The sequence below is a fragment of the Paenibacillus sp. AN1007 genome (genome assembly GCF_040702995.1).
Lineage (GTDB): Bacteria > Bacillota > Bacilli > Paenibacillales > Paenibacillaceae > Paenibacillus.
Map to the genome: position 1 here is coordinate 608,253 of NZ_CP159992.1, position 20,695 is coordinate 628,947.

The 20,695-nt window shown below is 50.6% G+C and carries 15 protein-coding genes; 13 read left to right on the forward strand and 2 right to left on the reverse strand.

The window, feature by feature from the left end; genetic code table 11:
- Positions 1–164: 164 nt before the first annotated feature.
- From ABXS70_RS02760 to ABXS70_RS02790, 7 genes are all read left to right on the forward strand, one after another.
- Positions 165–2,600, forward strand: coding sequence for an AraC family transcriptional regulator (locus ABXS70_RS02760; RefSeq protein WP_366293700.1), 2,436 nt, complete (start codon positions 165–167; stop codon positions 2,598–2,600).
- Positions 2,601–3,025: 425 nt separating this feature from the next.
- Complete coding sequence (locus tag ABXS70_RS02765) at positions 3,026–3,973, forward strand: ABC transporter permease subunit (RefSeq protein ID WP_366296515.1); 948 nt, start codon at positions 3,026–3,028, stop codon at positions 3,971–3,973.
- Positions 3,974–4,059: 86 nt separating this feature from the next.
- On the forward strand, positions 4,060–4,887 hold the full coding sequence (locus tag ABXS70_RS02770) for a carbohydrate ABC transporter permease (RefSeq protein WP_366296517.1): 828 nt from the start codon (positions 4,060–4,062) through the stop codon (positions 4,885–4,887).
- 27 nt (positions 4,888–4,914) lie between these two features.
- Positions 4,915–6,414: an extracellular solute-binding protein gene (locus ABXS70_RS02775; RefSeq protein WP_366296519.1), complete on the forward strand. Its 1,500-nt coding sequence runs from the start codon at positions 4,915–4,917 to the stop codon at positions 6,412–6,414.
- A gap of 137 nt (positions 6,415–6,551) precedes the next feature.
- Complete coding sequence (locus tag ABXS70_RS02780; RefSeq protein WP_366293703.1) at positions 6,552–10,016, forward strand: glycosyl hydrolase; 3,465 nt, start codon at positions 6,552–6,554, stop codon at positions 10,014–10,016.
- Entirely contained in the window at positions 10,013–10,834 is an 822-nt protein-coding gene (locus ABXS70_RS02785) for a polysaccharide deacetylase family protein (protein WP_342552568.1), read from the forward strand. Before ABXS70_RS02780 ends, ABXS70_RS02785 begins: the two co-directional genes overlap by 4 nt.
- A complete protein-coding gene (locus tag ABXS70_RS02790) occupies positions 10,812–13,124 on the forward strand; it encodes a glycoside hydrolase family 88 protein (protein ID WP_342552567.1) in 2,313 nt (770 codons plus the stop codon). Before ABXS70_RS02785 ends, ABXS70_RS02790 begins: the two co-directional genes overlap by 23 nt.
- A gap of 241 nt (positions 13,125–13,365) precedes the next feature.
- Here ABXS70_RS02790 and ABXS70_RS02795 read toward each other — a convergent pair whose 3' ends face one another.
- A complete protein-coding gene (locus ABXS70_RS02795) occupies positions 13,366–14,241 on the reverse strand; it encodes a DUF72 domain-containing protein (RefSeq protein WP_342552566.1) in 876 nt (291 codons plus the stop codon).
- A 253-nt stretch (positions 14,242–14,494) separates the two neighbouring features.
- Between ABXS70_RS02795 and ABXS70_RS02800 the strand changes: the two genes are divergently transcribed.
- The 5 genes from ABXS70_RS02800 to ABXS70_RS02820 all read left to right on the forward strand — a co-directional run bounded on the left by ABXS70_RS02800 (position 14,495) and on the right by ABXS70_RS02820 (position 18,494).
- On the forward strand, positions 14,495–15,238 hold the full coding sequence (locus tag ABXS70_RS02800; protein WP_342552565.1) for a class I SAM-dependent methyltransferase: 744 nt from the start codon (positions 14,495–14,497) through the stop codon (positions 15,236–15,238).
- 98 nt (positions 15,239–15,336) lie between these two features.
- Positions 15,337–16,329: an MBL fold metallo-hydrolase gene (locus ABXS70_RS02805; RefSeq protein ID WP_366293708.1), complete on the forward strand. Its 993-nt coding sequence runs from the start codon at positions 15,337–15,339 to the stop codon at positions 16,327–16,329.
- A 199-nt stretch (positions 16,330–16,528) separates the two neighbouring features.
- The gene (locus ABXS70_RS02810) at positions 16,529–16,753 is read left to right on the forward strand and encodes a hypothetical protein (RefSeq protein WP_342552563.1); all 225 of its coding nucleotides are present in this window, start codon (positions 16,529–16,531) and stop codon (positions 16,751–16,753) included.
- On the forward strand, positions 16,750–17,823 hold the full coding sequence (locus ABXS70_RS02815) for an FAD:protein FMN transferase (RefSeq protein WP_366293712.1): 1,074 nt from the start codon (positions 16,750–16,752) through the stop codon (positions 17,821–17,823). The genes ABXS70_RS02810 and ABXS70_RS02815 overlap by 4 nt, the downstream gene beginning before the upstream one ends.
- Positions 17,824–17,840: 17 nt before the next feature.
- Positions 17,841–18,494, forward strand: a complete 654-nt coding sequence (locus tag ABXS70_RS02820) for a ferric reductase (protein ID WP_342552561.1) — start codon at positions 17,841–17,843, stop codon at positions 18,492–18,494.
- 144 nt (positions 18,495–18,638) lie between these two features.
- On the opposite strand, the gene ABXS70_RS02825 is transcribed toward ABXS70_RS02820, so the two are convergent.
- Positions 18,639–19,205, reverse strand: a complete 567-nt coding sequence (locus tag ABXS70_RS02825; RefSeq protein ID WP_342552560.1) for a phosphatidylglycerophosphatase A — start codon at positions 19,203–19,205, stop codon at positions 18,639–18,641.
- Positions 19,206–19,635: 430 nt separating this feature from the next.
- Here ABXS70_RS02825 and ABXS70_RS02830 point away from each other — a divergent pair, with 430 nt between their 5' ends.
- Positions 19,636–20,691: a GerMN domain-containing protein gene (locus tag ABXS70_RS02830; protein WP_342552559.1), complete on the forward strand. Its 1,056-nt coding sequence runs from the start codon at positions 19,636–19,638 to the stop codon at positions 20,689–20,691.
- Positions 20,692–20,695: the final 4 nt, after the last annotated feature.

Genomic DNA, 20,695 nt, shown 5'->3' on the forward strand with positions numbered 1-20,695 from the left:
TCCCCCGCACACCTTCAATTAAGAGCTGATTGTGCGTATAATACAGAAAACGAAGGTTATCCATATATTCTCAGAGAAATCGAAAGATTGAAATCCAAAGTAAATAGAAAAAAGGGATACGGGCTTACACCTTAACTATTGAACAGGGAGTTGAAGGATACTTCATGACCGTCAGACTCAAGCATTGGCCAGAATGGAGAGCGACACGACACAAGGGCCGTTTCTACCGAAACAGCCTGATGCTCATTCTTTTAATCGTCAGTATTCCCGGTTTAATTACCGGTATCGTCATGTATCAGCTCGTGGTTGGACGGATGGAAAATGAGTTTAATCGCATGCATCAGAGCCAGATTGAGAACAGGGCAAGGAATGTGGACGACCAGCTCGCTTACCTGGAGATGAACCTATCCCACTGGGCATTCGAACCGAGGTTTGGCAATGCACTGCGGAATCTGGATTTTATTTATTATTTTAATGAAACGCAGGATATTGTAACCACGCTGTATGTGCTGCAGGGGTCTCATCCGTTGATTCAATCTGCACAGCTGTATCTGGAGGAACCTAAGCCGATTCTGTTTAACCGCGATTACAACGAATTGACGGACAGCACGCTTGCGGCAGGTTATCAACGGTATCTGACTATGGGGAACCATGTATACTGGACAGATTGGCTTCCTGGCAGCAGGACCGCGGCATACGCATCCGTGGAGAGCGGTCAAGACAATGGCCTGAGTGCAGCTCAAAATCAGTCCTTGAATTCAGCCGGGGAGAAGCCCCAGAATATCACTCAAGGCAGTCCACTTGTGCTCGTTCATAAAATACCGGGAGAGAGCATGCATCCGTTTGGAGCGTTGATTGTGACCTTGGATAAGGAGAAGACCGCCAGTTTATTGAAAACGCTTACTCCGTATGATGAGGGATTAACCTTTCTCATGAATGAAGAAGGGCGCACGCTCGTTTCAGGCCATTCGGGCAGCGGGCAGTCTTCTGATTTTGAACGGCAGCTCAAAGAAGCAATTGACCTTCATAGGGATAGCCGTTCCTTCCTGTTTCGTTACCAGGATCAAACCTATTCTGTTTCCTACGGCACGTTGGATCGAATTGATTCGGCATGGACATATGTGTCTGCTGCTCCTCTGAATGCAGTCACCTCTCCAGTCAAGTTGTTGTCGAAAATCATGGTTACTGCCAGTGCAGGCAGTCTTATATTAGGGTTGATTCTGTCTTGGTTCGCGTCACGTCGGATTTATTCTCCGATTGCTCGTATGATGCATCTGCTCACACCTGTACGAAGTGATAGTGACAAAGAGACGTTGACGGCCAAATTGGATGAGTTCGAGCTGCTGGAGCAGCAGTGGCATGAACTGACATCACGCAGTATGTCGGCACATCGTCAGTTACAGGAGCAGCTGCCGCATCTGCGAACCAGCTTTGTGTTACAGCTGATCCAGGGGCATATGTATGCGTATACCGAGCAGGACTTGCGTCAGCGGATGTCTCATCTTGGCTTTGAACTGGAGGGCCGGCAGCTGCTGCTGGTGCAGATGTATTTTACGGGATATGACGAGCTGCAGGGCCGATTCGGGAGTCGGGATAAAGGGCTGGTGACCTTTGCCGCCGTTAATATTATTGAGGAAGTTGCCCGAAGGTATTTCAATCAGATCAGCGTGATGAATTTTCATAATCTTTCTTCCGCGATGCTGATTATCGCTCCGGCGACAGAGTCGGTCAAGGTACAGACGCTGCTGTGGGCGGAGGAGCTGGTAGATGTTATTGCACATACAATTCAATTAAAGGTTACACTGATGGTCAGCAGGCCCGTGACTGCACTGCAGGAACTGCCCGGACAGCTGGTGGAGATGGAACAGGCGGCAGCTTACCGCCGCGTAGAAGAGGGCAGTCAGATTCTCGATCTCGAGGATGAGCAGTGCTTTCGTAATGATGAGGGCGCCTCATATCCGCTGGGTCTGGAACGTGAGATCATTCAGGCGCTGCGGCTGGTGCATCTGTCTGAAGCAGAGCAGGCGCTTGCGGCCTTCATGTCTGATATTACGAGTACGGGCCGTACTGAATTTCAAGTACAGCAGATGATGCTGCAGCTGCTCGGCAGTGTTCAGCATATGATGCTCCAGACAGGAGTCACCCCATATAAGATGTTTGGCGGCAGGAACATGTATGAACAATTGTCTGTCATTCGCGAGCCGCTCCAGATGAGGCAGTGGATGGTTCAGGAGGTTTTCCTACCTTATATTCAGGAAATACAGACACGTTCTCAAGAGCCGCTGAAGCAGGTGGTAGAGCGAACTATGAGGTATATCGAGCAGCATTACCCAAGTGATGTTTCGTTGGAAATCTGTGCAGACATCGAGCAGATGACTCCTTATGCTTTAAGCAAAGCCTTCAAACAAGTGTCAGGGAGCAATTTTATTGATTATGTCACTCAGGTTCGCATGGAAGCGGCCAAACAGCTGCTGCGTGAAACAACGATGCGTATCAACGACGTTGCTGCGGCAGTTGGTTACCAGCACAGCTATTTCAATCGTATTTTCAAAAAACAGGAGGGCACCACACCAAGCCAGTACCGTGAGCAGTGGTTTTGACCTAAGCGAGCCTGTTTGAGGTGAAGTGGCTGGAAAGGGTGTATACGGATAGGACACAACACATGGAGCAGCACCATCGGTACATTCCACCCGCCTCGATGTCAAGGTAAAACCGTTTGATCCCGCCGGATGTCTGTATGACGCAGATACCGGCTTTTCATTTTTTAGACCAGACAAAGAAAGAGAAAGCGGCAAAAAAGTGCAATTTACCCTGTAACAAAATGTGCAAACCACCTTGAAAATGGCGCTATAGCGGGATTTATCAACAGCTGTACAGTTACAGCAAAAAATGAAGGTTGCCTGCAAAACGCCTGCTGTATAGTCTGAATACATAACTTTGGTAACGCTTACAATCAAAGCCGCAGACAACAAGGGGGGGAACCATGAACGGGAAGATGAACAATCGTGAAACAGGCCAATCGGCGATGGCTGCTCAGGCGGAGGTAATCTTACAGCCGCTGAAGCGGGAGGCCAACTGGAAAAGACAGATTAAACGAAACAAATGGTTATACGTGCTTGTGCTTCCCGGATTTTTGTATTTTGTGATCTTTAAATACCTGCCGATGTGGGGCATCGTCATTGCTTTTCAGGATTATCAGCCCTTCCTTGGCATTCGTCAGAGCGAGTGGGTCGGGATGGAGAACTTCGCCAACTTTTTCTCGAACCCGGATTTCTTTCGATTGCTGCGAAATACGCTGCTGCTGGCATTGTATGATCTGATTTTCTTTTTTCCGGCTCCGATCATTATTGCTCTGTTATTAAATGAAATTAGAGTTGCTTTCTTCAAAAGAACGATTCAGACACTGGTATATGTCCCGCATTTTGTATCCATGGTGATTATCGCAAGCATCACCTATGTGTTCCTTACCCCGCAGGGCGGTGTACTCTATGATCTGATTGCCTGGATTACAGGCCAGCCTGTCGATGTGCTCTCCAGTCCGGGTTCGTTCCGGCCCTTGATTATCATTCAGATGATGTGGAAGGAAATGGGCTGGGGCACGATTATTTTCCTGGCAGCCCTTGCGGGAGTAGATACGGAGCAGTATGAAGCTTCGATTGTGGATGGAGCAGGACGGATGCGGCGCATGTGGCATATTACACTTCCGGCGATCCGTACGACAATTGTTATTTTGCTGATTCTGCGGCTGGGCAACTTTCTGGATACCGGGTTTGAACAGATTTACCTGATGACGAATTCGCTAAACAGGGATGTGGCCGACGTATTTGATACGTACGTGTACACCGTGGGTATTACACAAGGCGCGTTCAGTTACAGTACCGCTGTCGGACTGTTTAAATCGGTGGTTGGCATCATTCTGGTGCTGGGCAGTAATAAACTGGCGAAGAAGTTTGGTCATCCCGGTATTTATTAGTCGTAAAAAAACAAGGAGGAGCGCCCGTGAACAGCCGTTTATACAACAGCCCCGCCGGTAAGGCATTTGATGTGTTCAACTATGTCATGCTGGGCCTTCTGGGCATCTTAACCGTGCTTCCATTCCTCTATATTATAGGGAATTCGTTTGCAACGGAGGCCGAAATTACAGAACGCAGTTTTTTTCTGATCCCGAAGGTGTTTTCCTTCAGCGCCTACGAGTATATTTTTTCGTCCTCTACCATATTCCGCAGTATAGGTGTATCGGTGTTCATAACCGTGGCAGGCACGCTGGTGAATCTGTTCTTCACACTTACGATGGCTTACCCGCTGTCCCGAAGTGACTTCTGGGGCCGCAGCGTGCTGATGAATATGGTCATTTTCTCGATGCTGTTTGGCGGGGGCATGATTCCGACGTATCTTGTCATTCGCGGATTGGGACTGCTCGATTCGTACTGGGCCTTGATGCTTCCCGGCGCGATTAGCGCTTTTAATTTAATCGTTGTCAAAAACTTTTTTCAGCAAATGCCGCCTGGGCTGGAGGAAGCGGCCCGAATCGACGGCTGTTCGGACCTCGGCGTGCTGTGGCGAATCGTCCTGCCATTATCCAAGCCGGTCATTGCCACCTTTGCCTTGTTCTATGCCGTAGGACACTGGAACAACTTTTTCTCGGCGCTGCTGTACATCTCGGACAGCGACAAATGGCCCTTGCAGGTCATGCTGCGGCAGATCGTACTTTTATCTCAGGCGAGTGTTGGAGATATGGCGAATATGGACCCGAACTTTGTACAGCCGCCCGAGCAGTCGATCAAAATGGCGGTAATCGTTGTAGGCACCATCCCTATTTTGCTGGTGTATCCGTTTTTGCAGAAGCATTTTGCCAAAGGTGTCATGTTGGGTTCAATCAAAGGTTAAAACCAAGGGGGAGAACGTATGGTACACATGAACGCGTTGAAAAAAGGGGCTTGGCTGCTTTCGGCATCACTGGTACTCGGCACGGTTTTAGGGGCATGCTCCACAGAAAGCAAGCAGTCAGGAGCATCAGGAGCAGGCGCGAAGCAGCAGCTTACCGTTATGCTTCCGAACTTTGAAGCGGAGAATCCGCCTGCGAACAGTCCCGTGATTCAGAAGCTGGAGGAGCTGACCCAAGTGGATGTTGATCTGCAATGGGTGCCAAGCAGCTCATATGAGGATAAATTCAACATTACACTCGCATCAGGCAAGCTTCCTCAGATTATGGTTGTGCTTGGCAAGTCGCCCAGCTTTATTAATGCGGCCCGGACAGGTGCGTTCTGGGAGCTTGACCCGTACTTGAAGGATTATCCGAACCTGAGCCAGATGAATGACATCATCAAGAACAACGCTTCTATTGATGGCAAAACATACGGAATCTATCGGGCACGTGCATTAGGACGCAACGGGGTGACGATTCGCAAAGACTGGCTGGAGAAGCTGGGACTGCAGGAGCCAAAGACAATCGAAGAATTCTACAATGTTCTCAAAGCGTTTACGAAGGATGACCCGGATGGAAACGGTAAAGACGACACCTATGGTCTGGTTGCCAGCAAGTTTACGGGTCCGTGGGATAATATGCAGATTTGGTTTGGGGCCCCGAACAAGTGGGGGGATGACGGAAAAGGCGGCCTGATGCCTGCCCATGAGACCCCGGAGTATATGGAGGCATTGAAATTTTTCAGACAAATCTACAGCGAAGGTTTGGTCAACAAGGACTTTGCTGTGATGGACCCGACGAAGCTGCCTGATCCGTTTGTGAACGGGAAAGCGGGCGTTATGGTCGATGTAGCAGATAATGCACAGCGCATGGATCAGAAGATTTTGGAGAAGGACCCGAACGCTGCAGGGCGTGTAGATGTGCTGCAGGCGATGGAGGGGCCGAAGGGACTGCGGGATATGCCGACCTCGGGGTATTCAGGCATGATTGCGATCTCTAAAGGCAGTGTCAAAACCGAAGAAGAGCTCAAGAAGGTGCTGCATTTCCTGGATCAATTGAACGAGCCCGAACTGCAGGCTCTGCTGGGGAACGGTATCGAGGGCAAGCAGTATGAGAAAAAAGGAGATTATGTGCTTCCAACGACCGACAAGCTGGCGCTTAGGGATGTGCAGGGGCTAAATCAGATGCTGATGTTTATTCCGGAGGACAAAACGCTTCGCGTCGAGCCAACCCCTGTCCGGGAGAAGGTTGCACAGGTGCAGAAGGCGAATGAGGAGATCGTTGTAGCTAACCCGGGTGAGCCGTTGATCTCGGATGTGTATGCTCAGAAAGGGCCGCAGCTGGACAACATCATCAATGATGCCCGGATCAAATATATCGTAGGACAGATTGATGAGAAAGGTTTCGCGGATGCGGCGGCTTTATGGAAAAGCAGCGGTGGAGACGAATACGTGAAAGAAATCAATGAGCTGTACGCTGCCTTGAAATAATGAATGAATTTGGTGTGAAATGATGAATGGCTTCTCTTACAATGTAACGGACGCATTTTGTATACAATCATGAGCGAGTCTATGGATGGAGTGAAGAAGGAGCTTATTGTCTGAAACTAATAGGTGTAAATATACACATGAAATCAGAGATTAGTGAGCGTATATCAAGCAGGGAGGCAGATGGCATGAACTGGGATAGTAATGCATTTGAACATCCCGAAGCGCAGTATCGGGTACATCCCTTCTGGTTCTGGAATGGCGAGATGGGAGAGGAACAGATCAGGCGGCAGATCACAGAAATGCATGCGCAGGGTGTGGGTGGATTTTTTATCTGCCCCCGCCAGGGACTGCAGATTCCCTATCTGTCTGTAGCCTGGTTTGACAAAGTACGTATCGCTGTCAGCTCAGCTGCTGCTTATGGCATGCAGGTCTGGTTATATGACGAGTACCCGTATCCAAGCGGAATGGCTGGTGGAGAAGTCACACTTGATTTTCCTGAAGCGAAGCAGCGTGAATTAGTATATCATCATTCAACTGTTCGCGGGGGAGAAGGTGTCGATATGGAGCTGCCGTGGGGGCGCATACTGCTGGCACAGGCGGTTCGTCGGGATGTGCAGGGTAAGCGTAATTGGCGTACATCCATCGACCTGCGCCGTTTTATCGGTAACATCCAGACGGATCAGGTTTACCAGGAGACAGGACTCACTTCGTACAACCGCAAACGTTTCTTCACCTACCAAACCGCATTTCGCCTCATATGGGATGTGCCGGAAGGAGATTGGGAGCTGATTGTTTTTCAGGAAAAGGAAATCGATGATTTCAAATATTACGGCAATTTTGTAGACCCGTGTCACAAGGAAGCGATGAGGCATTTTATTCAACTGACCCATGACCGATATAAAAATGCTGTGGGTGAGCATTTTGAGAGCGGTGTCATACGGGGCATGTTCTCAGACGAAATTGCTCCACTGGGCAGGCTGCCCTGGTCACCGCAGCTGCCCCGTTATTTCAGCGAACGATGCGGATACAGTCTAATGGAGTCCCTGCCTGCACTGCTGTTCCGGGATGCGCCGAATGCAGCTGTGATCCGTTATGACTATTTTCAATCCCTGCATCTGCTGCTGCGGGAATCCTATCACGAGCAGGTGCATGACTGGTGTGAAGCGGCAGGGATTCAGTATGCGGCAGAAGTACCTGGGGTGCGGATGACCACCCAACTATACAGCCATATGCCCGGAGGGGATTCGGCACATGAGAAAATCGGTCGTCCGCTGTCATGGATACTGGAGAGGTATGGTCAGAGACTGCGTGATAATCCGAAAATGGTCAGTTCTCTTGCCCGGCAGCTGGGCCGAAGCCGCAATTTGGTTGAGTGCTTCCACAGCGTCGGCTGGTCGATGACACTGCAGGATGCCAAGTGGATGATTGACCGTATGGCTGCGATGGGCACTAATTTTTATAACTTTCATGCGTTTTTCTATACCATTGGCGGGTTGACAAAGCATGATGCACCGCCATCTCAATTTCTACAGAATCCATACTGGAAGCACTTTCGGCAGTTGGGCGATTACACGGGTCGCCTTAGTTATCTGATGAGTACAGGGACAGCGATAATCCGTATTGCGGTGCTTGACCCAACAACCACCTTCTGGAGCCTGATGGGCAACCCGCTGCATGGCTTCGAATACAGCGGCGAGGATGAAGCGGAACGGGCGCAGCTGAAGCAGCTCATTCAGGACTGGATGCAGATTACGGCTCATCTGCTGCAGCAGCGGAGGGACTATGATCACCTTGATCCTGAACTGCTGGCTGAAGCGGATGTTACGAGTGGAGTTATTCAGATCGGTAACGCCCGATACGATGTATTAATCCTGCCGCCGATGCTCAATCTGGAGGCCGCTGCCTGGGCACAGATCAAGCGTTTGGTGGCAGCGGGAGGTACCGTGATTTCTATGGGGATGCTGCCTCATATCGGTATACAGTCCGGAAGTCCGGTGGGAGACGAGGCTGCTGTTTTTTTTGAAACAGCGGGTCAAAATGGTCCTTCAGGCGAGAAGCGGGGCAGCACCTGTTTTCTTCCGTACGAGGTGGGAAGCGAAAGCGGGCATGCCCTTCCATTGCGAAAGCTATCACAGCTGTTGGAGAAGGTTGTACCTGAGGTGGTCAGTTGGGGCATGGCAGTGGAGAGCACAGCACTGCTGATGCAAACCCGGCAGTTATCTGCCGGAGAGTTCATGGTTTTCCTCTCGAATCAGGAGGGGGAACGCCATGAAGGAGAGCTGCAGATCGATAGGGAACAGATGCAGCAGCGGTACGGTATGGAGCTGTCCGAAGACAGCAGGCTGCTTGTGGAACGGCTTCACCTGGAGACAGGGCAGCGTGAGGTGCTGCCGTACACAATCCGTGAAGGACAGTGGTGCATTGCACTTACACTGGCGCCGTATGAAGCGCATGCGGTTCGGTTTCTTTTACAATCGCGGGTTGCGGGTGGGGCTCAAAAACGTGGAGAATTGGAAATATCCGATGAACGTAAAGAATCAACCAGTTCAGAAAAGGCTGAAGAAGCGGAAAGGCCAGAGGAAGCTTGCAGCAGCCTTGTGCTCTCCTGCGAAGGGCCATGGCGCATTAGGGCAGGACAGCCCAATAATCTGCGTATTGGACAATTCCGATTAGAGGCTTTTAATGAGCGTGGTTTATTTCTGGAAATAGCTCATGCCAGCGTGAAACCGTTCATTGATCAGGCCGCAGCCTCTGCAGAGCAGCCTTCGCTCCCCGTTCAGTTTGAACAGGTGTTTGGTACACCGAAAAAAGCTTCCATCGCATATCCGATTCAGTGCCGATACACGGCAGCGTTCGAGCTGAGCACTGAGCTGTCCGAATGTGTGCTGTTCATGGACCGTGCTGCAATCTCCGGACAGTGGTCCATGGAAATCAACGGCCATAAGGTAACAAGAGAGCAGTTCATGCCAGCCGAAATTACCGATCATACGAATATTGCCTGTAACGCTGTGGATCTGCTGCACAGCGGTCTTAATGAAATGGTCATTACGGTGGAGATCACCAAAGATGAAGATGGTATTGTTGATCCCATATACCTGCGGGGAAGCTTTGGCGTTGAGAACGATCATGAAGGTGCAGTTTGCCTTGTACCCGAGCCGCACATGGCTGAAGGGATCGGACCTGAGCCGCTCGAGCTCTATCCCCATTTTGCCGGGGAGATGAGTTATACACGTATGTTCTGGCTGGAAGAAACTGCTCCAGAGGCATCCTGCTTTGAACTGGAATTTGAGGATTGGCAGGTTCAGGATGTCACTGAAGTACGGGTGAACGGGCACAGTCTCGGTGTACGCTGCTGGTCACCGTACCGCTGGAAAGGGGAGCGAAGCTGGCTGCGATCAGGAGAAAACGAAATTGAAGTGAGAGTAACCAATACGTTAATCGGTCTGCTGGAAGGCATGTATTTTGATGCCACAGAACATCGGCTGCAGGACAGTACACAGATGCAGCGTAGAAGAGAAAGCGAAGAAGAAACTGAGAAAGGAAAAGAAAAGAAAGAAGAAAAAGAAAGAGCAATGGAAACAAGGAAGAGGGGAAGCGAATGAGGCATCGTATCCAGTATGACCGTTATCCGGGTGGAGTTATGAAAGCGGTAACGCTTAGTTACGATGATGGCGTAGTGCATGACAGAAGACTGGTGGATATATGTAATCGTTATGGTTTGAAGGCGACCTTTAATCTCAACTCAGGCTTGCTGGGTAAGGCCGGACGAATTGAGGCAGCAGAAGTGGCTGCACTGTATAAAGGGCATGAGGTGGCTGTGCATACCGTTACCCATCCGACACTGCCATATGTGCCGAATGAGCTGTTGGTTGAAGAAATTATGCGGGATCGAACAGCGCTGGAGCGGCTCGTAGGGTACTCGGTGCGCGGTATGGCCTACCCGAATGGAGGATATGACCGTGCGCTGAGCACCAAACTGGAGTGGCTGGGGATTGATTATGCCCGGACCGTCGAATCCCACGGACAATTTACGCTGCCCGAGCGGCCGCTGGAATGGCATCCGACCTGTCACCATAACGATGATTTGTCGTCATATGCGGAGCGTTTTATCCAGCATACCAAAACAGGCACGCCGCTCCTGCTCTACGTCTGGGGTCACAGCTATGAGTTTAACGACAATGATAACTGGGAGATCATCGCACAGTTTGGTGAGCAGATCGGCGGCAGAGATGATATCTGGTATGCCGCGAATCGTGAAATTATCGCTTACTGGAAAGCGGTGCAGCGGCTGGAATACTCGGCAGACCGGTCCATCATCTATAATCCGTCTGCCATCCCGGTGTGGTTTACCGCCGATCAGCAAGTCGTTGAGATCAAAGGTGGAGAGACCCTGCGGCTTGGCAAGAGGATTCAGGATTAGTACGGGAAAGGAGCTGACGATTATCCGATATTTTCATGAAAACGAGGCGATAGCAAGCAAGGTGTATGATTCCATCCCGGATGTGCTGACAACAGTGGCCCAGCGTTATATTGGCGATCATCCGCAGCACTCCTTTATATTCAGAGCCTGTAATCAAGACGGCTTCCTCAGACTGGGAGATTATCGGTACGATCTCGATCTGGCTGACCGCTGCAGTGAAGCGAGAAGCGGACAGTATGTGTATGTGTGGGGAAAACTTTGGAGTGATGGGCAGACCACGCTGAATACAAGTCTCAACTGTTATAGTCCTGTGACGATCTATGTGAACGGGGAACAGATTTTTAAGTCGGAGCTGCTTCAAGAGCTGTTTCCCGAACGAAGAACCACGATCTCCATGCAGGTGAAGGAGGGATGGAATGATGTGCTGCTCTGTTTTGTGAAAACAGATGTGGGCTTCGGAGGCATCTTCGGTACAGGTTCATTCAAAAATTTCCCGCTGCATTTCCTCACACCCGGCGTGGATCGCAATGGTCAGGAGGGCTGGCTCTACTCCGAACCTGTAGATGAGCCGGTGTTGTCACTACCGCGCGACGGGATGATGGAGGAAGAGACAGGATTAATCTGGTATCCGCGCAAGTTATGGACTGATGAGGAGCGAAGCAGGGGGGCGTTTGCCAGAATATACGGTACATCTCGACCTGCTGCTGCCTACGCATGGTGCAGGCTTGATGTGACGGCACCGGGGCCAGAGCCTGTTATTTTGCAGGGCCATCATGAAGGGGCACTTACGCTTTATCTGGACGGAACAGAAATGTACAAGGCACCGGACAGTGGACATTTTCGTGTGCAGCTTCCGAGGCGATACGGTACAAGCGATCTGGTCGTGAAGGGACTGCTGGAGCATACGGGCGAGAGGCCGTGGGGATTTACACTGGAGCAGGTGGAAGCGCGGGAAACGGCTGTTAATTCATCGGCTGCTGCAGGCTGGAGGCTGATGCCGCCGCGTCCTGTGGCTGGATGTGCCGATGTGTGGCTTTACACCGGGCCTTTCGTTCCGGGCACCGAGCCTTCGCCAGCAGACATTGCGGTAACGGATACCGTATTTGAGGATGGGGCTCAGGGTGTTTATTGGCGTATTGATCTGCCGAAGACTCATGTTCGTCCTTACCTGGAGAATACCCATTACGGGAAATGGAACTATCCGCTTGGTGTCACGCTGATGGGACTGCTCCAGACAGGTCAAGAGCTGGGACGCGAGGATTACGTCCGGTATGTTCGCGATCATATTGGACTTAGTACGGCTTTTGATCAATACGCATTATGGGACAGGGCAGTCTATGGTGCAGCAGGCATCAACAATCAGTTGTCGGCCATAGATAGTCTGGATGACTGCGGCTCATTCGCTTCAACGCTGCTGGCCGCAATGGAGCTTGGCGAGATTCGCGGAGGCAGAGAAACAGCGGACCGGGTTGCAAGTTACATGGCACATGAGCAGGAACGTCTCCCGGATGGCGCATTCTACCGTGTTCGCGGCAGCGGAGAGATGCGTCAGGAGACGATGTGGTGTGATGATCTGTACATGAGCACGCCGTTTCTGATGCGATATGGTCAGTTGACGGGGGATACGTCCTGCTGGGACGATGCGGTTAACCAGTTTCTGATGTTCCAAAAGTATCTTTATCTACCCGATCAGCGGCTCATGTCCCATGTCTATGATTTTGTACGGGGGAAGGCAACGGGCATTCCGTGGGGGCGTGGAAACGGCTGGGTGCTCTTTTCCTTGACCGAGCTGTTATCTGTTCTCCCGCAGGATCATCCGAAGCGGCCTGAACTGCTAACCTTCTACCGGGAAATGTGTGCCGGGGTACTGGCGCTGCAGGGGGAGAACGGACTGTGGCATCAGGTGCTGAATCGCTCAGATTCTTATGAGGAAACCTCCTGCACGTCCATGTTTATCTATGCATACGCCCGCGGCATTCGTGAAGGCTGGCTGGAGAAGCCAGGAGTCTACCTGAACGCAGTGAGAAAGGGCTGGGAAGGTTTAACCCGGATATCTATTGATCACAAAGGTAATATTTACGGTGTCTGCCGGGGTTCAGGTTACTCTTTTACCGCCCTTTATTACCGAGATGACCTCGGCTGGAATCTCAATGATACTCATGGCATCGGCATCGTACTGCTGGCAGGAGTGGAAGTATATAAGATGCATCAGCAGCTCAGGGAGAGTTTTGGTCGCGAAGAGAGCAATGACAGAGGAAGACAGGAAGGGAGTTTAATAGAGAGGATATGAAGCTTCGAGGTTGGCGTTATATACGTTGGTCCCTCAGTTGGAGGCGGAGATGAAGAATATGTCAAAGTTATCGCTGAGGAAGTCGATTCGAGAAAACCGTCTTTTGTTTAACTTAAAATCATTGAATATTCACTCAAGGCTCCCATCTACGTGGAGCTTTTTTGCTTTAACATTAAGGAACATACGGTGAGAAAAGGAAGATTAGTCTTACTAACCTTCCCTCAATTCTTCTCCAAAGTATCTAAAATAACTCCAGCTGCTCAGGCCCTTCTTCCTTTTCAGGCTCCGTGCGGTCGGGGAATGGTTTGACCGGCTGGCCCAGCAGTTCCATCATCATCTGCGCATTGGCGGCGGCGTCTCCGGCGGAGTTGTTGTTGAAAATGACAAACACATCTTCACTCTGCTCCTGCAGCTGCTCCAGATAACCCTTCCATTCCAGCAGCTCCTGCTCGTTGTATCGATATAAATAACGTGTCTCACGCCAGTTCGGTGCACCGTTCTGATGCCAGCCCGACACATTGCGTCCATGCATGCGCACGAGCGTCATTTGCGGATCAGTTGCGATGGGCACAATGGGGATTGAGCCAGTCCCTGCCTGGGGTTCGTCACAGACACTGTGAATCCAGCCCTGTTCCTTCAGAAAGGCCAGTGTGCGTTCACGAAACTTGTCTTCGTACCAGCTCTGGTGTCGGAACTCAATTGCACACGGGATACCCTCCATGCGAAGTTTCACTTCACGCAGTTCATTTACATTGTCCCGGCTGCATTCAAACCAGGGTGGGTATTGAAACAAGGCTGCCTGCATCTTGCCTGCTTCAATAACTGGCTCCAGTGAGTCCCGAAAAGCTTTGTACATCTCGGATGTGCTGTTAAAGTACGGTTTGCCGCGCAGGTGTCCGGTCATTCCCTGGTAAGCCTTCACGATAAACGCAAACGACTCGGGCGTTTCCGCGGCCCAGCGGGCCATTCGGTCCCGGGGCTGCACGGCGTAGAAAGAGCTGTCTACTTCTACGGTGGAGTAATATTGTCCGTACAAGCTGAGCTTGTCCTTCGCTTTGGTGCGGTTCGGATAAAGATCATCATGATCGCCCCATCCCGTAAGTCCGATACGAATCATAAGAACACCTCCTGATGTTTATATTTAACCGATTCGCAGGAGTATGACATGTGTAACATTATATCCTGCGTTATGAGAGCGTTCAATGAAGCTGTATATGATCAGTCATTTTGAGTTTGAGGCGTAAAGCGTTACAATAACTTGAAATGACCAAGAGAACAGACCAGTCTACGCTTAGCAGATAAGCTTCTTCCAGCAGGATCAGCGCAGCGGGGATATAGGGCCGCAGACGATACGGAGGGCGAAGATTTACATGACCGAATGGTACGAAAAGAGTTTTGGTGAGGATTATCTGCTCGTATACAAACACCGGGATGTGCACGGCGCTTATGAGGAAGTACATAAAATGATAAATTGGCTCAAGCTCCGTCCACATGCGGAGGTGCTTGATCTCTGCTGCGGCATGGGCAGACATTCGCTTGCGCTTGCGGATGCCGGACTACAGGTGACGGGGGTAGACTTGTCGGACGTGCTCTTGAACGAAGCCCGGGAGATGGATACCGAACATCGGGTCAAATGGGTTCACGCTGACATGCGCAGCATTCCGTTGGAGGGTGGTTTTGACGCTGTGGTTAACCTGTTTACTTCATTTGGATATTTTCCTGAGGACGTGGAGCAGTTCAAGGTACTGGAGGCCATCCATCGCATGTTAAGACCGGGAGGCAGCTTTATTATTGATTTTATCAATACAGCTTACGTGAAGAAACATCTGGTCCCACATTCGATCCGCGAAAATGAAGGGCAGCAGATTGAGGAATTCCGCAGGATACAGGATGGTTTTGTGCAAAAAGAAATTCGAATCACGGACACTGCAGCCGGCACCAAGCCGCGAATATATAAAGAAAGTGTCAAGCTCTACTCACGTGAGCGGCTCACTCAAATGCTGCAGGATGCCGACCTTCAGGTGGATCAGGTTCACGGAGGTTACGATGAGGAGATATACGAGGAGCAGACCTCACCGCGGATGATCTTTGTAGGGCATCGTCCTGCAGAATAAAGGGCTCTATGAATAGAACTAACAATTCACGCGGCATCGAGTCTTCAGATTATTTTGTTATCGGAGTGTTCTGTGTGAGTTAAGGGAGGGGAAAATCGATGAAACGAATACGTACCGAAGAGCTGTCCATGCCAGCAGGCATGCACCGGATCAAAATTACGATGTCTTTTCCGCTTCGATGGGTGAACAGCTACATCCTGACCGAACCGGACGGTAAGGTAACCATTGTAGATCCCGGCCCGCGAACAGCAGAGACGGAGCAGGAATGGCACGAAGCGTTAGCAGGACTTGGCTTGACGTTACAGGACATTCACCAGATTGTATTAACGCACCATCATCCGGATCATCTGGGGTTATCGGGATGGATGCAGCAGCTGACGGGTGTGCCTGTATTGATGTCAGCACGTTCTCGGGAGGAAGCTGATTATATGTGGGGACCCGGGGCAAGCATAGAAGTGAGACTGCCTGAATATTACCTCCTTCACGGCATGCCGCAGCGTAAAACGACTGAAATTAAGGAACATATGCAAACATTCCTTTCGCAGATCACCCCGCTTCCGGAGGTGACACTTGCTGCAGATGGTGAAATAGTCCGAATGGGCGGTAAAGCATGGATTGCTGTAGAAACGGGTGGACATGCCCCGGGGCATCTGTCATTTTATGCTCCTGAATCCAAAGAAATATTGTGCGGAGATGCGGTTTTGCCACAGATTTCGCCCAATATCAGCCTGCAGCCAGGCAGTGACCCTGAACCTTTACAGTCCTATATGGACAGCCTGCATCGTTTGAATGCATTAGCGGTAGAGCGAGCGTATCCGGGCCACCGCAATCCGTTTACCCGTTTTACGGAACGTACAGCGGAACTGCTTGCTCATCATGAAGAGCGGCTTGCAAAACTGACAGAGCGTCTGCGGGAAAGCCCAGCTAATGCATACAGCATCTGCCTGTATCTGTTTGGAGATCGGCTTGGAACGCACCAGCTTCGCTTTGCCATGAGCGAGACGCTGGCACATCTTCAGGAGTTAATCCGGCGTGGGGTGGCGAGACAGGAACAGCAGCCGGACGGCATTATTTATTTTTATCATCAGTAGTGCAGTTTTTTGTCACAGCCATCGCCTGTGTAAGCGGTGTTGTCCAGAGTGAGGATGTTAGCCATCCTTGCTCTTTTTTTTCTTTTTTTCTAGTGGTATTCAAAAGCTTTAGCGCATCTTAACCGTTTATTCATCTTCTTTTAAGCCAGCCTGCCTATCATACTCCTATAAACTTCGCTCAAGAAAGCAGGGATAAGCGATGGCAAGACGTAACCGGAACCAATGGAGAAAATGGCAGGCTTCGGCTGCAGCAGCGTTAACCGCAGCTGCACTCTTTCAATATGTAAGAACTTCGGATGCTTTTGATACGGCTTATGCAGCTTCAAACAGCAGAGACAAAGACGTGACGGCTTCACAAATTGATCAGAATGCGGACACCGGGTTCGGCAGCGGCAGTTATCACTCATGGACAGGTGTATCATGAGCCGCACAGCACAGGCTGCGTGTCCGCTCCGATTTCAATTCTATGCGATGAACACCGACGTCGAAGTGCAGCTGACGGCAGACAGAGAACAAGCGGAACATGCGGCCTCTCTGGTACAGAACTGGTTCGAGACACAAGAGCGGCGCTTTAGCCGTTTTGTGGCAGGCAGTGAACTGAATCGTCTGAACAAGAGTAAGGGGTGGGTGCCTGTATCGGCTGCGATGGATGAGGTGCTTAGTTTGGCCTATGGCTGTATCGGGCAGACGGAGGGCATTTTCCAGCCCGGCATCTCACGAGCTCTGCGTGCGTCTGGCTATGATATCAGCTTTGAGAAAGTGCAGCAGCGAGCGTTCCGTCGGCCTTTACTGAAAAGACTGCTGGGCACGGAACAGAGTGAACCTGTTCGGAGTCTGCAGGATACACCGGACTACAGTCGTCCAACCTGGATACAGCAGGAAGGCAGCCGCATGGTTCATCTGGACCCGGGAACCGAGCTGGACCTCGGGGGGATTGTGAAGGGCTGGGCAGTAGAGCGTATTGCAGACTGGCTGCAGAGAACAATGAACATTCCGGCGGGCATGATTAATGCAGGCGGTGATGTCCAGGTATGGGGAACAGCACATCACCCACATTGGACGCTTGAGGTGACGAGTCCGTTTTCGCTAAAGCGGGGCATGACTGGTGCTGTTCGGCTGCAGCAGGGCGCTGTCGCTACATCCGGTATTACGCGGAGACAGTGGCAGCATGGTAATGGACGAACCGTACATCATTTAATTGATCCCCGGACGATGGAACCGGCAGACACAGACATTCTGCAGTGTACAGTTATGGGCCAGCACGCTTCGCAGTGTGAGATTACAGCCAAGACGGTATGTATCCTTGGAAGTGTGGAGGCTGTGAGGTGGCTCAATCGGCATTACGACCGTCATGATGTACTTTGGATGACACGGGATGGCTGCCTCTATTTTCGTGGCAATACGGCAGCACTTGCGGAACGCTGGCCCGGATTCGACCCGGATCATCGTTTCAGCTTGATCGGACAGGGAGCGGAACAAAACAAGTCTAAATAGAAGCGGGGGAGCCGGTTATGGCACAGTGGATTGTAGAATACCTGCCAACATGGAATATCATTCGAATTAGCGGAATTGCCTCATATTTACTGCTGTTTGCTGGTGTATTTCTAGGTATTGCCCAAGGTCTGCCTATGGCAAAAGGCAAGCCCAAAGCCATCATGTTTGAGTGGCATACACGGACGACCTGGCTCGCCTTTGGATTTGGGATGGTTCATGCACTCACATTATACATCGACCACTACAGTCCGTTCACTTGGGGCGAGCTGTTCATTCCTTTTACTGCATCCGTGCATCCGGTTGGCAGCGGGCTGGGGACGTTAGCTTTTTACGGCCTGCTGGTCGTATTATTATCCAGCGATCTGCGGAGCAAGCTGGGGAGAAGGTGGTGGTTCTTGTTCCATATGTTATCTTATCCGGTGTTCGTGAGCTTGTTTATTCATGGCATGGTTACGGGCAGTGATTCAGGCCATGTTATCATGCGTCTGATGTATGTATTTACCGGAATCAGCATCATAGGGATTACGGTTTTGCGCGCTCTGCTTCGGGAACGTAAAGGCCCGGAGATCACGATTGGACCCAAACGAACCGATTCGGAATCGAACCATGATCGAAAATGGGCAGAAGTTTATGGACTAGCCGTACCTTTGGGCCAAAATCAGCTCAAATGATCTAAAAAAGCGGCCTGTGCAGGCCGCTTTAATAATGGAGTTTAACATCATCTGCGCTGATCAGAGATGATATGCAGTTGATTCACAAGACAATCAATTCATTAGATCCATTTTGCTGCTGGCGTACTGATCCTGCTGTTTTCGTTAGATCTTATCGTCACTGACCGGTTTTTCACCCAGCGCCTCTTCCAATTCCGACTGTTTGCGGTGGGCAATCCGGCTGCTGGCGGCTGAGGCGATGGCTCCGACAATATCATCGAGGAACGTATGTACAGGACCAAAGCTCTTGTCATTTAACCGTTCCAATACCCCGGGCTTCAGCTTGTCCACGTAACCGTAATTCGTGAATCCGATGCTGCCGTATACATTCACAATCGAGAAGGCCAGAATTTCATCCACGCCGTACAGCCCCTCGTCATTCTCAATCATCTCCTGCAGCGGAGAGATCAGTTGTCCCTGTTCTGCGAGCAGATCAAGCTGGATACCGGTCAATACCGCATTCTGTACCTCACGTTTTTTTAGAACCATCTCCACATTCTCAACGCATTCCTCCATCGTAAGTGCAGGGTAATACTTCTTCTGCAGCAGCATAACCAGTTCTGCAATCTCAGGGATTGTCACGCCCCGCTTGTGCAGCCATTCCCTTGTTGCTTCTGCGACTTTGCGGCTGTTCAGACTGTAAGGGATTTTTTCCTGCTCTGGATGTTCCATGGGCGAATCCTCCTCTGATGTTAATATAAATTGAACGAATAGATTTTACACGGAAACAATCCGATGACAGAAGAACCTGGAGAGCAGCGGTTATCCCCAAGATTTCTCGATTCTCATTTGCATACGGGAAAATCCGGTGAAGCGTATTTCCGATGCAGCTTTCTGTGCAGCGTTCAGGCGACCGCTCCGCTTTTCCAGTTTTTCTGTCCTCATCAATAACGAGTAAAAGAATCGTTCAACTTATATTTCGATGATTGTATTCTTCTTGACTACATACGTTATTAACCGTATTGCGTTGCTTTTATGTTTGCGGTAGTACAAGAAGATCTTCAGGTCCAGCAAGGGCTTGTGCAAAAAGTAGTTATTTTTTGGCCAAAGGCTCGTATACATGGTAGTACAAACTGTAAAAATGATGAGGGGGAACGTGATCATGAGAAAGATCCCATCTTGGCGCAAGGCATCGGCAGCAGCTTTATTGAGTATTCCTGTAGTCCTGACGGGCTGCGGGATGTTTGGTGCCCAATCTTCAGAAGCTGTTGATCCGCCGCCGCGTATTCAGGAAGCTGCCATGATTCAGGCTGCCGAAGGTAATGGGAAGCTTTCTTCGCTTCCACTGACGACCGTATATTTACAGGATCAGCAGGGACTGCTTGCTCCCGTCTCCCTGACACTTCCATCTGGAACCGATGTAAGCAGTCCAAAGACGGCGCTGGATGCACTGGTTACGGGCGGAGCTTATGCGGGAATGTTACCTGAAGGGTTTAAAGGTGTACTGCCGCAGGGGACTGTTGTGCAGAATGTAACGATCCATGCGGATGATAAGCTCGCTGTCGTGGAGTTCTCGGGTAACTTTGCCAAATATGACGCCAAAGATGAACGTAAAATGCTGGAAGCTGTGACGTGGACGCTGACAGGCAAGCCGGACGTAAATAATGTGCAGATCTGGGTGGATGGCAAAAAACTGAGCCAAATGCCTGTGAACAGTACGCCGCTGCCAGAGCCTCTTAATCGTGCGGTAGGCATTAATCTGGATTTGGGTGACTCGTTTACCACGAACAGCAGTCCGGTTACCGTTTATTTCTCAGCCGCTTCCCCTGCGGGCATACAGTATTATGTTCCTGTCACACGTCTTGTGACCCCAGGTGGAGACCGCATTCAAGCCGCAATAAATGAGCTGATCAAGGGGCCGGACAAAGGTGGCGAACTGGAGGAAGTGATGACAGGCGGAACCGTACTGCAATCGGTGAAAACGTCTGAAGACGGTACGGTGACGGTTGCGCTGAAAGACGACATGTTTACTGAAGGCGACGTTGTGCCCAGCGAGCTGCTGCAGTCCGTTGTATTAACAACAGCAGAGAATACATCCGGTAAGGATGCGAAAGTGCAGATTGAATGGAACGGCCAGAAAACAGTCAAGGGTGATGATAACCGCGATTACAGCGCACCCGTATCCAAGCCCGAATACATTAACGAAATCCCGATTTAATGGA